Source organism: Peribacillus sp. NJ11, from assembly GCF_030348405.1.
Taxonomy (GTDB): domain Bacteria; phylum Bacillota; class Bacilli; order Bacillales; family DSM-1321; genus Peribacillus.
This window is the reverse complement of sequence record NZ_JAUCFO010000001.1, coordinates 3,236,749-3,250,621: the sequence shown is the minus strand read 5'-3', so window position 1 is coordinate 3,250,621 and position 13,873 is coordinate 3,236,749. Positions and strand designations below refer to the sequence as shown.

General features: G+C 39.0%; 14 protein-coding genes, 1 other RNA gene, 1 pseudogene and 1 riboswitch. Of the genes and pseudogenes, 3 read left to right on the top strand and 13 right to left on the bottom strand.

Annotated elements, in window-relative coordinates:
* Nucleotides 1–102: 102 nt before the first annotated feature.
* From QUF86_RS16100 to QUF86_RS16090, 3 genes are all read right to left on the bottom strand, one after another.
* Nucleotides 103–267, bottom strand: coding sequence for a hypothetical protein (locus QUF86_RS16100; RefSeq protein ID WP_289315886.1), 165 nt, complete (start codon nt 265–267; stop codon nt 103–105).
* A 137-nt stretch (nt 268–404) separates the two neighbouring features.
* Complete coding sequence (locus QUF86_RS16095; protein WP_289315885.1) at nt 405–935, bottom strand: isoprenylcysteine carboxyl methyltransferase family protein; 531 nt, start codon at nt 933–935, stop codon at nt 405–407.
* Nucleotides 935–2,023 carry a type III polyketide synthase gene (locus tag QUF86_RS16090; protein WP_289334849.1) on the bottom strand — a complete coding sequence of 363 codons (1,089 nt, stop codon included), beginning with the start codon at nt 2,021–2,023 and terminating at the stop codon, nt 935–937. Before QUF86_RS16090 ends, QUF86_RS16095 begins: the two co-directional genes overlap by 1 nt.
* A 187-nt stretch (nt 2,024–2,210) precedes the next feature.
* Between QUF86_RS16090 and QUF86_RS16085 the strand changes: the two genes are divergently transcribed.
* From QUF86_RS16085 to QUF86_RS28915, 3 genes and pseudogenes are all read left to right on the top strand, one after another.
* A complete protein-coding gene (locus QUF86_RS16085; protein WP_289336306.1) occupies nt 2,211–2,342 on the top strand; it encodes a hypothetical protein in 132 nt (43 codons plus the stop codon).
* Between the two features lie 13 nt (nt 2,343–2,355).
* Nucleotides 2,356–2,457: pseudogene (locus QUF86_RS28920) on the top strand (chemotaxis protein CheX); the annotation flags it as partial.
* A complete protein-coding gene (locus QUF86_RS28915; RefSeq protein ID WP_289334848.1) occupies nt 2,450–2,665 on the top strand; it encodes a chemotaxis protein CheC in 216 nt (71 codons plus the stop codon). The pseudogene QUF86_RS28920 and the gene QUF86_RS28915, both read left to right, overlap by 8 nt.
* A gap of 396 nt (nt 2,666–3,061) precedes the next feature.
* Here QUF86_RS28915 and QUF86_RS16070 read toward each other — a convergent pair whose 3' ends face one another.
* The 10 genes from QUF86_RS16070 to QUF86_RS16025 form a co-directional block, all read right to left on the bottom strand.
* Nucleotides 3,062–4,375 (bottom strand): nucleobase:cation symporter-2 family protein, encoded by a 1,314-nt coding sequence (locus QUF86_RS16070; RefSeq protein WP_289315883.1) that lies wholly within the window; start codon nt 4,373–4,375, stop codon nt 3,062–3,064.
* The gene (locus QUF86_RS16065; protein ID WP_289334847.1) at nt 4,368–4,967 is read right to left on the bottom strand and encodes a xanthine phosphoribosyltransferase; all 600 of its coding nucleotides are present in this window, start codon (nt 4,965–4,967) and stop codon (nt 4,368–4,370) included. The genes QUF86_RS16070 and QUF86_RS16065 overlap by 8 nt, the downstream gene beginning before the upstream one ends.
* Nucleotides 4,968–5,130: 163 nt before the next feature.
* A riboswitch (purine riboswitch) is annotated at nt 5,131–5,232 on the bottom strand.
* A 395-nt stretch (nt 5,233–5,627) separates the two neighbouring features.
* Nucleotides 5,628–7,142 (bottom strand): carboxypeptidase M32, encoded by a 1,515-nt coding sequence (locus QUF86_RS16060; RefSeq protein ID WP_289334846.1) that lies wholly within the window; start codon nt 7,140–7,142, stop codon nt 5,628–5,630.
* 128 nt (nt 7,143–7,270) lie between these two features.
* The gene (locus QUF86_RS16055) at nt 7,271–9,187 is read right to left on the bottom strand and encodes an ATP-dependent DNA helicase (RefSeq protein WP_421155918.1); all 1,917 of its coding nucleotides are present in this window, start codon (nt 9,185–9,187) and stop codon (nt 7,271–7,273) included.
* A gap of 228 nt (nt 9,188–9,415) precedes the next feature.
* A complete protein-coding gene (locus QUF86_RS16050; RefSeq protein WP_034307871.1) occupies nt 9,416–9,616 on the bottom strand; it encodes a cold-shock protein in 201 nt (66 codons plus the stop codon).
* 203 nt (nt 9,617–9,819) lie between these two features.
* Entirely contained in the window at nt 9,820–10,959 is a 1,140-nt protein-coding gene (locus tag QUF86_RS16045; RefSeq protein ID WP_289334845.1) for a THUMP domain-containing class I SAM-dependent RNA methyltransferase, read from the bottom strand.
* A 691-nt stretch (nt 10,960–11,650) separates the two neighbouring features.
* Nucleotides 11,651–12,039, bottom strand: an RNA gene (gene rnpB, locus QUF86_RS16040) — RNase P RNA component class B.
* Between the two features lie 80 nt (nt 12,040–12,119).
* Nucleotides 12,120–12,431: a cell division regulator GpsB gene (gpsB, locus tag QUF86_RS16035; RefSeq protein WP_289315878.1), complete on the bottom strand. Its 312-nt coding sequence runs from the start codon at nt 12,429–12,431 to the stop codon at nt 12,120–12,122.
* Between the two features lie 202 nt (nt 12,432–12,633).
* The gene (locus tag QUF86_RS16030) at nt 12,634–13,185 is read right to left on the bottom strand and encodes an SLOG family protein (RefSeq protein WP_289334844.1); all 552 of its coding nucleotides are present in this window, start codon (nt 13,183–13,185) and stop codon (nt 12,634–12,636) included.
* 66 nt (nt 13,186–13,251) lie between these two features.
* A complete protein-coding gene (locus QUF86_RS16025; RefSeq protein WP_289334843.1) occupies nt 13,252–13,725 on the bottom strand; it encodes a CotD family spore coat protein in 474 nt (157 codons plus the stop codon).
* Nucleotides 13,726–13,873 lie beyond the last annotated feature (148 nt).

Below are 13,873 nucleotides of genomic sequence, written 5' to 3'. Positions count from 1 at the left end.
CTATATGATTCATTACAGGCCGTGTTCAAAAAAAAACCGCCGTTTGGCGGATTCATCTAGTTTGATTATATAATCGTCGTGAATGCAAAAAAAACCAGGTATTTACCTGGTTGTAGGAGTGGGGTTAAATGCAGCTCGGTTTTCCATTGTTGACTCGGTATAAGGTTTTACTGCCTTTGCCGGTTTTTGAATATTATTTAATACATATTTCATCACAAAACCATATGTAGCGATTGTCAATAAAATGAATACCCAGACCATTACCAACACCATCCTCTTTTATATTGAGTAGCTTTTAGTTTTTAATAATAAATTTATCGATATGTGATTGAGAATAATTTTCATCTTCATTTAGAATCTTATCACGAACGATAATCATTTTCAATAAGAATTTATAATTTTTATTATTTTCCCTTAAAAACCGCAGAATATTCCGTATGTTCCTTTAATGCCTTCTCTTCTAGGGGGATTCTTACAGCCATCATCCAAACGTTCAGTAAACTAAAGATGATTGCAGTATAATATGCATTGAATAATAAGGAAATAACTATAATCTCAGTTGCTACTATTATATAGTTCGGATGTTTGAAATATTTATAAGGTCCTTTAATGACTACTTCGGCATTAGGAACCACGATGATTTTTGTATTCCAATGTTTTCCCAATGAACTGATTACCCAAATCCTTCCAGACTGCGCAATTAGAAACAGGATCAGCCAAATTGGCCAAACTCCAGCCACATCCCGTTCATACACGACCACCTCAATAATGAGAACAATAAAAAAACTAAGGTGCATTAGAACCATCCATCTGTAATGAGACTCACCGTATTCTACAGCTCCTGCAACTTTCAGCTGTTTTTCATTTTGCTTGGCAATATATAGTTCAACGAGTCGTTGAATGGCAATCAAGATTATGAAAATGGCGAAGATCATCATTTCCACCTCATTAACACAAGTTCAGATGAAAATCCAGGCCCCAATGCAGCAGCCAAGCCGACTTCATCTTTATTCCCGCCACGCTGCATGAATCTCTCCAGGACGTACAAAATAGTGGCTGAGGACATATTGCCAAATTCCTTCAATACACTCATTGATTCTCCCGTCATGCTTTCATCGAATCCCAGGGCTTCGTGATAAGCATCAATTACTTTTTTCCCTCCAGGATGAGCAATGAAATCTTTGATATCCCCAAGCTCCAATCCATTCTCCATTAAGAATTCCTGAACATTCGGTTTAAGCCAATCTTTGATGATTGAAGGTATATCTTTCGAAAAGATCACGTATAACCCTTGTTCTTTAACATCCCACCCCATTACATCCAATGAATTCGGCATAAGCGTGGATTGCGAATCCAAAAATTTCAAATGGCTTCCTTTTCTTGAAAACTGTTCATCCGGTACTTCATCACCGCAAACCAAAACACAGCTCACTCCATCAGAAAATAAGGAAGTTCCAATTAAATTACTTTTGGAGATATCATTCCTTTGAAATGTCAGACTGCATAACTCCACACTTAAAACAATGACCTTCGCCGCCGGATATGCTTGGCAATATTCAAAAGCACGTGATAGGCCACTCGCTCCCCCTGCACAGCCAAGTCCCCAAATCGGGATTCTTTTTGCATGCGGGTTAAATGAAAGCTCATTCATTATCCTGGCATCGATGGTCGGGGTAGCGATACCCGTACTTGAGATGAAAAAGAAAGCATCCAGGTCGTTTGCATGCAGTTCTTCTTTTAAAAATTCTGTGTTGGCTAAACATTTTTCTATAGCCTCTTTCCCAAACTTGACTGCCTGTTTGATGTATAAATCATTCCGATCGGAAAAAGTATGATCCTCTTTAAACCAATCAAGATCATTTGAAAAATATCGATTTTCCACTTGTCCATTTTTAAAGGCCTTTAGTAACCGTTCTATATTCTTATACGAGGGTCCAAAGATTTCTCTCGAAAATTCCATGATTTTTTCCTGTGAAAGTAAATATGGTAGCTTTATATGTGATGCAGATAATAAATATGGCATGATCCCACCCCTTATTATTCATGATATGGTTAATATACCCACCGAGATATCATTTATGCTTTACGGCTTAATGGTTATATTTATTGATGTTTCATTATATTTTTTATTATTTTCTAAAAAATATAGGTAAAAGAACCTATAAAATTGTTAAAGTAGAACACATAAGCATACAATCGGAGGAATGAAAATGGAAATCAACACTGTAATTACAAAAGTGTTAAATGCATCCATCCTTGCTGTTAAGTCCGTTATTCCTTTTAACTATAGACATTCAAAAGCCATCCCTCATCAGGAAGCCTTTCAAACAGGAATCCATTAGCGTGCTTATTGACATGACAGGGGATATCCGCGGAAGTATAATCATTGAAGGAACAAACGGATGCATGAGTAAAATAGGTGAAGGCATGTTTGGCATTCCAATAGAAGGTGAAATGCTTGAATCTTTCGCAGCAGAACTCGGCAACATGCTTGCTGGGCAATATCGCCACCTCCTTAGAAACGGAGAATACAATTATGGATATTACACCTCCCACCGTCATTTTGGGCAATACCAAAATGTATGGGTTTAATGAAGCAGTCAATTTGCCCATTTCATTGGAAGTCGTAGGTACCCTTCATATCATCTTAATGGTTGAAATGTAATCTTGAAACAATAAACCCCCTTACCCAGATAATCGGTAAGGGGGTACGTTCATTCTTCCTTCTTCACTGAAGATTGATTTTGTACTTGTATAATGATATTTTGAAACTCCTCATTTCCACATACACTGCACCTATTCTCCTGACTTAAAATGGTCCGACAATGAATACAATATTTTCTCTCCATATCTATCACTACTTTCCTGAACATATACTATCAATATATTCAAAAAGTGAAGAGAGTTTCCTTTTATCTGACAAAATCTCATTTCATGAAAAAACTTCATTATCAATGATAAGTCTTCGGGCGGAAATATAAAATGCCCCAAATCATCCATCATCTGAGGATTTGGGGCATTTTATGGGTGAATCTATCAAGTATACCGAATCTATTTTTAATCAGGCTACATTCTGCCTTTCAATACGCGCTTCCTTCACTTTCCCTTTTGTAGGGACGATGTTAAAGACGATGTTCAGGAAAATGGCTGTCAGACTTCCAGCCACGATTCCATTATCCGTTAATATTTGAATACTTTCCGGAATTTTAGCAAAAAGCTCAGGAACGACCGTGACCCCAAGTCCCATACCTACGGAACAAGCGATGATCAATAAATTTTCTTGAGAGGCAAAATCCACTTTACTTAACATCTTAATTCCAGCGGCAATCACCATTCCGAACATGGCAACCATTGCCCCGCCTAACACGGAGGAAGGAATAATCGTCGTGAATGCACCAATTTTCGGAACAAAGCCAATGAAAATGAGCATGCCCGCTGTTGTATAAATGACATTTCTTGTTTTTATTCCCGACAATTGAATCAAACCGACATTTTGTGAAAATGCTGTATATGGAAAAGCATTAAACAAACCGCCGAGCATGATGGCAAGCCCTTCAGAACGATATCCACGCGCGAGATCGTCTTCCGAAATCTCTTTGTCCGTGATTTCTCCTAAGGCATAATAAACGCCAGTCGATTCCACTAAGCTGACGATCGCCACCAAGGTCATTGTAATGATAGCCGTGATATTGAAAGTCGGAGTGCCAAAGTAGAAAAAATGAGGCAAATGCAACCAAGTGGCACTTGCTACTGAGCTAAAATCAACTTTTCCAAGGAAGAAAGCGACAAATGTCCCGACTAACAGCCCCAGTAAAATAGAGATGGAGCGTACGAACCCCGTTGAAAATTTATACATGAAAATGATGAATAACAAAGTTCCAAAACCAAGAGCTACATTATCCAAGTTTCCGAAATCAGGAGCACCTTGGCCGCCGCCAAGATTGTTGATTGCGACAGGAATGAGTGTGATCCCAATGATCATAACGACTGATCCAGTAACGACCGGTGGGAAAAACCTTGCCAGTTTCCCAAAGAACTTACTAATTATTATGACGATCAATCCTGACACTAAAATGGCTCCATAAATGGTGGAGATTCCATATTGGGTACCTACGGCGATCATGGGGCTAACTGCCGTGAAAGTACAGCCTAAAACGACGGGAAGCCCGATTCCAAAGAATTTATTTTTCCAGACTTGTAATAACGTCGCTATTCCGCACATTAAAATGTCTATCGAAACTAAATAGGTTAACTGCGCAGCTGTTAAACCCAATGCTCCTCCGACAATCAGTGGAACGACGATCGCACCTGCATACATTGCAAGAACATGTTGTAGTCCTAAGGAAGCAACTTTTAATGGTGATTGATTAGACATTGACGGTTGCCCCTTCCATTTCCTCAGCGAACGTTATCTCACCGAATTTCAACTCTGCAATTCGCGCAAGGGATTCCACTTGAAAACCTTGTTCCCTAAGATCCTTACCGCCACTTTGGAATGCTTTTTCAATAACGATGCCGATACCGGCCACTTCTGCTCCAACCTGATTACAGATATCCACCAAGCCCCGGGCTGCTTGTCCGACCGCAAGGAAGTCATCGATGATCAAAACCTTATCCCCAGCTTCAATATATTTATTGGAAACAGTAATTGTATTGGTTTCTTTTTTTGTAAAGGAATGAACGGACGCCGTCACTAAATCATTTGTTAAAGTAAGTGATTTACGTTTACGGGCAAAAATTAGCGGAACTTCCAATTCCAAGGCAGCCATCAAACCAGGTCCAATGCCTGAAGATTCAATTGTCAGCACTTTTGTTATTTCTTTTTGTTCGAAACGTTTTACGAATTCTTTACCGATTTCTTTCATTAGCATAGGATCCATTTGATGATTTAAGAATGAATCTACTTTTAAAATATCTTCTGATAAAGCTTGACCCTCGGACAAGATTTTTTCCTTTAAAAGTTGCATGAAGGTTCCTCCCAATCTTGGATGTTATATTGACCCATAAACCATGCAATTGTTTCCCGGCATATAAAAAAGCCCAAGAAACATTGCGGCACTTTTTTGGAGTGAAGCAATATTTCTTGGGCATGAATGAAAAATGAATCAGCAAAAGCCTACCATTATGCAACAAGATCTATTACTCACCCATAGTCGAATTATTTACGGTAATCCGGTAGAAACTTGCAGGCCATATCCCTGCTATTATACGAGTGAAAATTTTTATTTTATTAATATATGAATTATAACAACGCTGGCTCTATTTGAAAAGTCATTTTTAACAAAAACCGAACTTTCAATTAAAAAAAGAAAGTATCATTCGTATTATTTGAAAATTATGAAATCACCAAGTCTAATTAACATGGATTTACCCATTAACAAATAGCCACTTAAGGTTATCCTGCGCATGCACTGAGTGGATTCCATACCAAACCGCTCAGGCGATTGGTGGTACTATACTCTTTTTTGGAATCACTTTATATTCATTTTCACCCTCTTCTTTGCTCCAAGAAGAGGCTGAAACGAAATAACACAGTTTTTTCAGTTTTGGAAATTATGGATTGGATTATCGCAGCCATAAAAAAAGAAGAAGGCCTTGAAATAATTCCAAGGCCCTCTTCTTTTGATTCATTTGATTTTATAAACTTCTTTATATTTATTTTCAAGATACTTTATTAAATACTGAACATTCAAGCCTTCACCTGTCGTTTCCTTCAAAATCTCCAGAGGCTTTTTAGTTTTTCCGTATTTATGTATCTTTTCATTAAGCCATTCCCTGATTGGAGCAATATCACCCGCTTCCAACAGTCCATCAAAATCAGGCAAATCTTTAAGCATCGACTGCTTGATTTGGGCTGCATACATATATCCCAATGCATAAGATGGGAAATAACCAAAGCTGCCATCTGACCAGTGTACATCTTGTAAAACGCCCATGGCATCATTCTCAGGTACAATCCCCAAATAATCCTTGTATTTTTCATTCCAGACTTTTGGTAAATCCTTCACCTCAAGTTCTCCATTAAAGAGAGCCTTTTCCAATTCATACCGAATCATAATATGTAGAGGATACGTCAGTTCATCTGCTTCAATACGGATGAACGATGGTTTTGATTCGTTAATGCCCCGGTAAAATTCATCCAGCGTCACATCATTGAATTGTTCGGGAGCATATTCTTTTAATAGGGTGAATTTGTTTTTCCAGAAGCTATAGTTTCGTCCAATGAAATTTTCGAAAAACAAAGATTGTGATTCATGGATTCCCATTGATGTCCCACTATCGAGCAGTGTTCCGGTTAACTCTTCGGCGATATTCTGCTCATAAATGGCATGTCCACATTCATGAATGGTACCGAATATTGCCCCCCGGAAATCATTTTCATCGTAACGGGTCGTCACACGGACATCGCCCCTGTTTATTCCAGTTGCAAAAGGGTGAACCGTTTCATCCAGCCTGCCAGAATTGAAATCGTATCCTAGCTGTTTTAAAACTTCCAGGTTGAGTTGATGCTGCTTTTCTTTTGGAAATTCTTTGTAAAGGAACGCTGTTTCAGGTCTATGTTCGCTTTCAGCAATCTGTTTTACCAGAGGGACTATCCTCGACCGAAGCTCACTGAATACGCTGTCAAGTATATCTACAGTCATGCCTGGTTCATACATGTCTAAAAGGGTATTATATTTCTGCCCTTCATATCCCCAATACTCTACGAACTTACGGGTGTAGGCAACAATTTGCTCAAGATAAGGTTGAAATAATGAAAAATCAGCTTTTTCCCTTGCCTCTTCCCACGCACTTTCAGAACGGGATTGTAAAATGACGAATTCCTTATATTCGTTTGCAGGAATTTTCTTATTTCTTTCAAACTCTTTTTTACACTCTTGTACCATTTTATTCGTCGTTTCACTAAGAATCGCTTTCTCCACCGAAAGTTCTGTAATGAAGGATTCCATTTCTTTACTTGTAATCATATTAAACACCTCGGAGGAAAGCACCCCGATAACTTCAGAACGCTGCTCAACGCCCTTTTTCGGTGCACCTGTACGCAAATCCCAAAAAATTAACGCGAGCGCTTCATTATAGGCCGAGATTTTCTTGACATATTCTTTAAATTCTTTTTCAATCAGATCGATACCCTTATTCATATTCACAGCTCCTTCCAAATATACTTTACCATATTATACAAAAATCTTTCATATCAGAACTACTCCGTTTAATAAAATAAAAAAAGAGCCAAGGGGGCCCTTGGCTCTTTTTTTTGGATTGGATTGACTTAAAGCGTTACAGGAAGAACGGATACAATCTTCTCTTTCACCTGTTCCGAAAGGTTCTTTTCAATCAAAATCTGTACGGTTCCCGAGTCATTGCTTGTCCTGATCAATCGCCCTATTCCCTGACGCAATCGAAGGAGCATGTATGGAAGATCCACTTCTTCAAATGCATCGGTAACCGAGTTACGTTTGGCCTCGAATACTGGATCCCGTGGCGGGAATGGAAGGGAGTGTATCACTACATTTTGTAATGAAGGTCCTGGAACATCAAGCCCTTCCCATAAATGATAGGAGAAAAGAACAGATTGCTCATTCTCTTGAAACTTCTTAACAAGCTCGCTGATTTCCGCTTCACCTTCAAAATAAAAAGGATAGGTTGATATTGGGCAGTTTTCCTTGAACCAATGCAATTCTTCTTTTGACTGGAATAACACAAGTGTTCGACCTTCATTTTCCTCAATCGTCTTCATCGTATATTGAAGTTTTGCCAATTGGTCTCCATTTTCGAAGACCGGCATGTTCATTTTCATGACTTCATCGTAATCGAATGGTGACTCAACGGAGAAGCTGTCATACTTTTCTATCCCTAGGCTATCTGCAATGTATTGGAAAGATTTATTATCCGATAATGTAGCCGATGAAAAAATGTAAGGGATTTTTTTAGAGAATACCTGTTCAGACAAAATATCCTGTACAAGCCTTGGCATGATGACCAATGTTTTGGTCATTTCATTTTCTTCAAACCAGGAAACTGCCTGTTCATCCTTCACAAATAGGGAAAGGGAGTAACCCAGCTGTTCTAAATATTCTTCCGTCACTTTTAAATCATAGTCATTGATCGTGTACATTTCCGCTTCAAAAACAAGGTTTTCCTCTAACTCTTCAACCTTTTTATGAAGCTTTTGGGCAAAGCTTGTTATCTCTTTGGACATCGGGATTTCATAACGATTAGATCCGCTTACATGTATGGCTTTTTCATCCAACAAATCAAAAAACTCTTCATTGATATCAATTAAGTCCTCAATGATGTATAAGGTTTCTTCACGAACCTGATTGGCAGTAAGCAATTCTAAAACCGAAGCAAGGGTTTGTTCCCCAACTTTATAAGTTAAAGCCTTTTGAGCAGCAAACTCCAATAGATGGCCTTCATCAAAGACAACGCAGCTATGTTCAGGCAATAATGGTAACTGTCCTTCACGCTTACGTTTTTCCTTAGTCCATACATGCTCCATAAAGAAGTCATGTGAACAAATGATCAAATCGCTTGATTTTCGGTAGTGGTCCCGTGATAAAGTTTGTCCACAACGATGGCGTTTATCACAAGTAAAACAGTTTTGAAGCTGATCCCAGCCAACTTTAGACCAGTCTTCATCATTTAAATATGGATACTGTTTACGGTCCCCATATGCTGTATAGGCGTTCATGGATGAGTTATCATGGACAAACTTGGGAAGTTCATCATAGAGCTGATCTATTCCCTCTGAATCTTCATGATTCACTGCGTGATCCAATTTCTTAAGACATACATATTGATCGTGATATTTGGCAAGCCGAACATCCACTTCAATACCTAAGGCATTCTTGATTTTTTGGATGTCGCCTTCTTCTTTGACAAGCTGTTCAATCAACGTTTCGTCTGCACACGAAATAATTGCCGGTTTGTTCGTATATCTCGCATAACAAATCGCATATAGTAAATAGACCAAGGTCTTACCGGTCCCTACCCCTGCTTCAGCAAAACTTACATTCTTTTCTTTAAAGGCTTTTTCTAACTGAAAAGCCATGAAGATCTGTTCGTCACGCAGCTCAAATCCTTTTTCGGGAAGAATATCGTAAAAAACATCACCGATCCATTCTGAAAGCTTATCGTAAAAAGAATCTTCCTTTGTTACCGAAAAAGGCAGTGTTTTAAGCATCATGGTCTCCCCTTTTATCTATCATCAGTATATCGTAACCGCATTATAATATATCTAGGCAAAAGTATATTATCCTTTATTTCACATTAATAGTCAAGATATTTACCCTCCCATCAGAAATGAAGTGTATAAAGCATGTTTTTCTTCTATGTATGCTGTCAAGTTAACCGACTCGTAAAATAAAAGACAGGCTCCTTTAGAGAGCCTGTCTGTAAATAATATAGGGTTGAATTAAGCTTTGTTTACGTTTGATGCTTGTGGTCCACGTTGACCTTGTTCTACATCAAATGTAACGTCTTGGCCTTCTTCAAGTGTTTTGAAACCTTCGCCTTGGATAGCTGAGAAATGTACGAATACATCGTCTCCACCTTCACGTTCGATGAATCCAAAACCTTTTTCTGCGTTAAACCATTTTACTTTACCTTGTTCCATTTTTGTTGCCTCCTAGTGTGTTTTCCACACATTATATTACTATCCTTGCTCATTGAATATTAAGGTATTCCTTAAATCTGAACAAAAATAATTCATTATTAGAATAACAGAAAAGGAAATGATAAGCAAGACTGGAACCTATTATGAATAAAACGTCCTGACTATCAAAATTCACCGTTATATTCTACCCACTCATTTTCACTTTAGAACTGTTTCGGCGGTCTTTTTCCCCAATACTGATAAAGGTCTGCACGGATGAAACCATTGAAAAGCTTCCTTTTTTTCGTTGCAGGCTTACCGTAATGCTGTTCAAAGTCAGGATTGGAGGTAATCATGTATACTGACCAAGTATCAAGCTTCTTGAAGGCTTGTCCCATTTCCCTATACATCTGTTCAACGGCTTTTTTCTCACCTAGACGCTCTCCGTAAGGGGGGTTCCCGACAATGACACCATACTCTTTCCTAGTCGAGATATCCCTCACTTGCATTTGTTTGAATTCAACCAGATCTCCAAGACCGGCCTCAAAACTATTCGCTTTAGATATTTCTACCATCCGATGGTCGATATCACAACCGGTTATGTCCAAGTACTGATCATAATCGGCTAAATCTTCAGCCTCAACCCTTGCTTCCTCCCATACCTTACTGTCCATCCACGACCAGGTTTCAGAAACGAATTCCCTGTTAAACCCAGGTGCTATGTTCTGCCCAATTAAGGCAGCCTCGATAGGAATCGTTCCTGATCCACAAAACGGATCAATGAAAGGCATATCCGGTTTCCAATTGGTCAGCATGATTAACGCAGCCGCCAATGTTTCTTTAAGGGGAGCCTCCCCTTGTCCTGTCCGATATCCTCGTTTATGTAAACCCGCACCTGAAGTGTCCATGGTAAGTGTCACTACATCTTTTAAAATAGACACTTCAATTTTAAATAAAGGACCCGTCTCCGCAAACCAAGATACCTGCTTATATTTGCTTTTCAATCTATCAACAATCGCCTTTTTGACGATAGCCTGACAATCAGGGACACTATAGAGCTGGGACTTAACCGATTTCCCACTCACCGGGAACTCGACATCGGCTGATAAGTATTCTTCCCAATTCAAGGCCTTTGTTTTTTCAAACAACTCATCAAACGAATATGCTTTAAATTCTGCGACTTTAATTTTCACCCTGTCTGCACTCCGCAGCCATAAATTAGAGCGGGCAATGGCAGATTGGTCCCCTTTGTACGTGATCTTACCATTTTCGACTTGACAATCGTAACCAAGATCCCGAACCTCCTTGGCGACAATTGATTCCAATCCCATTGCTGATGTTGCGATAATATCGAATTGTTTCATTAATCCTGCACCTTCTTTCCATTAATCCAAATCAATTGTACCTTTACCTAATTCCTTCATTAATAAGAATAAAGAATTAGGAATCGATTTTAGACATGTAAACCTTTTTAAAAGTTCCACCGTCAATTTATTTTTTGCTTAGATTTCGTCATTGATTTCCTAAAAAAAATGTCGTTGTCATCCAGCGAGAGCATTTTTTAAAGTAACCGGAAAATCAAACGCAATAAAATAAAGTTTTACTCAATTATCCATGAAGGTAAACGCTGCAAATATTTATCCATAACAGCGAAGGACCATTTATTCACACCAATTATGTATACCTTATAGAGAAATGCTTCCCATTCATTGACCTGAAGATTTGAAGTCATGTCTTAATACCTTTAAATAGAAGCCAAACAGAACCTTTATAAATAGGATACCCCAGAATCAAGGAATGCTTAACATTTCAACGCTATTTTTAAAAACGTTACGAACAGACGTCAATTAAGCAATTGTCCTCCTACTTGACACTTTCAGTTAAAGAATCACTCGACTGGAATTAAAAACTTGCCAAGTTCTTAGTTTAACACAGCGGGGTTTCAGAAAACGAAAAATAAATTGGAATGCCCCCTTTTTTATTCAAGAGCATTCTCCATAAACAAAAACTCTCCTTTTAAAAGGAGAGTTGTGCTTTTAGTGTTATATGATAACGTTCTGTAAGCCATGTTTTGTTCCTCAGTACTGCAAGCGACTCGCGTCTCGTACTTCGGCGGTAATCATCTATCTACAGAAGCATGGCTTCTGTCCTTCTCCTCGTTCATTTCCAAGGAAGAAAGCGCCCCTACCATTAATTTGGGTTTCTCGCTCGTGGGGTTTACCTCGTTCCACCCTTTACATTTCTGTAAAGGCTCCGTCACTGTGGCACTTTTATAGGTATTCATGCCATATCCAAAAGGACTTAGGCATTTTCCCAGCCGTCAGCAATCCAAGATTGCTGCCCAAGCTTATTTTTTCGCCAGGCACGAACACTACGGACATCTCAGTCCGTGCGAGCATGGACTTTCCTCTACTGCAAAAATGCAGCAGCAATTACCCAAACGTTAACATAACATAATTGATTATACTCCATTATTCATGAAAACACAATACCAAAATCAATTTTACTTTTACAAAGCAAAACCTCAATCAAAAAGCTTGTTTCCGAAAACGTGCTTTTCCAAGTTGGATAACCGTTTAAGGATGTCAAAGTTAGTGGTTCCCGGAGTGGCACTGGGAGCAGGTTGATTTGGACGTTTTGTACTCTCTTCGGCTTGTTTTTTCAATTTAAGATTTTCTTGTTTAAGATCTTCAATTTCCTGATGGAACACTTCATAATCTTTAATGATCAGATCCAGGAATTGATCCACGTCTTCAGGTTTATAACCGCGCATGGCTGGTTTAAAATCTTTCTCAAGAATATCTTTAGCCGTTAATTTTATCTTATCGGATAGCATAAGACTTCACCTCAATACTTTCGCCAATACAATCGACTTTTTATTATTTTTTCAAATCTGCTTGGGTTTGTCAACGAAACACCTTTTTATTTGCATAATGTTTCAGTGAACGATATGTACTCCCATGAATCTGTATCTAAATTTCATCATAATATGAATATGCTTTAGAAACAACTTTTAATCCATAATTATTTTCACTCTGTCATTCTTCGGACCAGCTGCTTTCTTCCGCAGCCAGCTGCAGATCATCAAAGTTTATCTGAAAGATGGGGTAAGGCTGTGTTTCCGCTTTTTTCATCGCTTCGAAATATGGATATCGGGCTGACCCTTCTTTTTCGGCATCGAAAATGATGAGCATGGCATCGCTTTTATGGACCATATACTTATTTTTGATTTTCAGCTGTTGTGGCCCTTCATATGGCTTGTTGAAAATGGATTCAACAAAATCGGCACGGGCCAAAATGGATCGGTAATAGTCTTGATTCGTCTCATTCCATGACTCTTCCTGTTTCAGGAAAGGAGTAAGCACCCCTAATTTAAGCTGATTATATTCTTCCTGCATTTCGAACACCACTTCGGCACCCCATAGTTCCGTACCCAACTGACCTGATATAATCACCCATTCCAGCCCATCTTCCACCAATGGCAGAAGACGTTGCTTCATCGCTTTCTTTATATATTTTACGGCTTCATGGTCATTTTTGAAAATCCCGAATTCAAAAGCTTTGTAGCCAGTCATATACAAAACCTTCATTGCTTGGCCAATCTCCCTTTTAACATGATTATGTATGAAAACAAGGGCTTAATAAGCCCTTATTTTTTAGTATCCGAAATGCCTAGGCGGACAGCATGGGTTATGCGCCGGCCTTCCACATATCAAGTGTTGATTATAGCACTCGTTCACCACGGATTGAGTATGCGGGAAGTAATGCTTAAACGTGTTCACATGTTTATTGACAGTCGTTGTATGTGATGGATGAACGACAGGAATAACTGTGTTCGATACATTCGTATTAACATGTTGCTGTGTTGGAGAGACTTGCGCTGGGGCGACTTGAGATGGAGATGTTTGTGTTGGGCCAAATTGTGCTGGAGACACAGCCGATGGACCATATTGCGCTGGAGACACAGCCGATGGACTATAGGCTCCCATTACGTTAGAGTTTTTACCGGTTGACGCTCCCATTACGTTGTTGGGGTGTTTACCGGTGAATGCGCCCATTACTCCAGGTGCTTTCCCGTATGCGCCCATCACATTGTTGGATGCGCCCATTACATTGCTGGATGCGCCCATTACATTGCTGGATACGCCCATTACATTGTTGGATACGCCCATTACATTGGGTTTATTTCCTCCACAATTACGAAAATACATTTATAATACGTCCCCTTTCATCATGATAATTTTAGTCTTACCATTACAGACTATGAAAAAAAGGGGA

Bases quoted from the DNA above. Each gene is read 5' to 3' on its own strand.
- QUF86_RS16095 (WP_289315885.1), bottom strand. From the start codon at position 935: ATGATCTTCGCCATTTTCATAATCTTGATTGCCATTCAACGACTCGTT.
- QUF86_RS16090 (WP_289334849.1), bottom strand. From the start codon at position 2,023: ATGCCATATTTATTATCTGCATCACATATAAAGCTACCATATTTACTT.
- QUF86_RS16085 (WP_289336306.1), top strand. From the start codon at position 2,211: ATGGAAATCAACACTGTAATTACAAAAGTGTTAAATGCATCCATCCTT.
- QUF86_RS16070 (WP_289315883.1), bottom strand. From the start codon at position 4,375: ATGTCTAATCAATCACCATTAAAAGTTGCTTCCTTAGGACTACAACAT.
- QUF86_RS16065 (WP_289334847.1), bottom strand. From the start codon at position 4,967: ATGCAACTTTTAAAGGAAAAAATCTTGTCCGAGGGTCAAGCTTTATCA.
- QUF86_RS16060 (WP_289334846.1), bottom strand. From the start codon at position 7,142: ATGAATAAGGGTATCGATCTGATTGAAAAAGAATTTAAAGAATATGTC.
- QUF86_RS16055 (WP_421155918.1), bottom strand. From the start codon at position 9,187: ATGATGCTTAAAACACTGCCTTTTTCGGTAACAAAGGAAGATTCTTTT.
- QUF86_RS16050 (WP_034307871.1), bottom strand. From the start codon at position 9,616: ATGGAACAAGGTAAAGTAAAATGGTTTAACGCAGAAAAAGGTTTTGGA.
- QUF86_RS16045 (WP_289334845.1), bottom strand. From the start codon at position 10,959: ATGAAACAATTCGATATTATCGCAACATCAGCAATGGGATTGGAATCA.
- gpsB (WP_289315878.1), bottom strand. From the start codon at position 12,431: ATGCTATCCGATAAGATAAAATTAACGGCTAAAGATATTCTTGAGAAA.
- QUF86_RS16030 (WP_289334844.1), bottom strand. From the start codon at position 13,185: ATGAAGGTTTTGTATATGACTGGCTACAAAGCTTTTGAATTCGGGATT.
- QUF86_RS16025 (WP_289334843.1), bottom strand. From the start codon at position 13,725: ATGGGCGCATCCAGCAATGTAATGGGCGCATCCAACAATGTGATGGGC.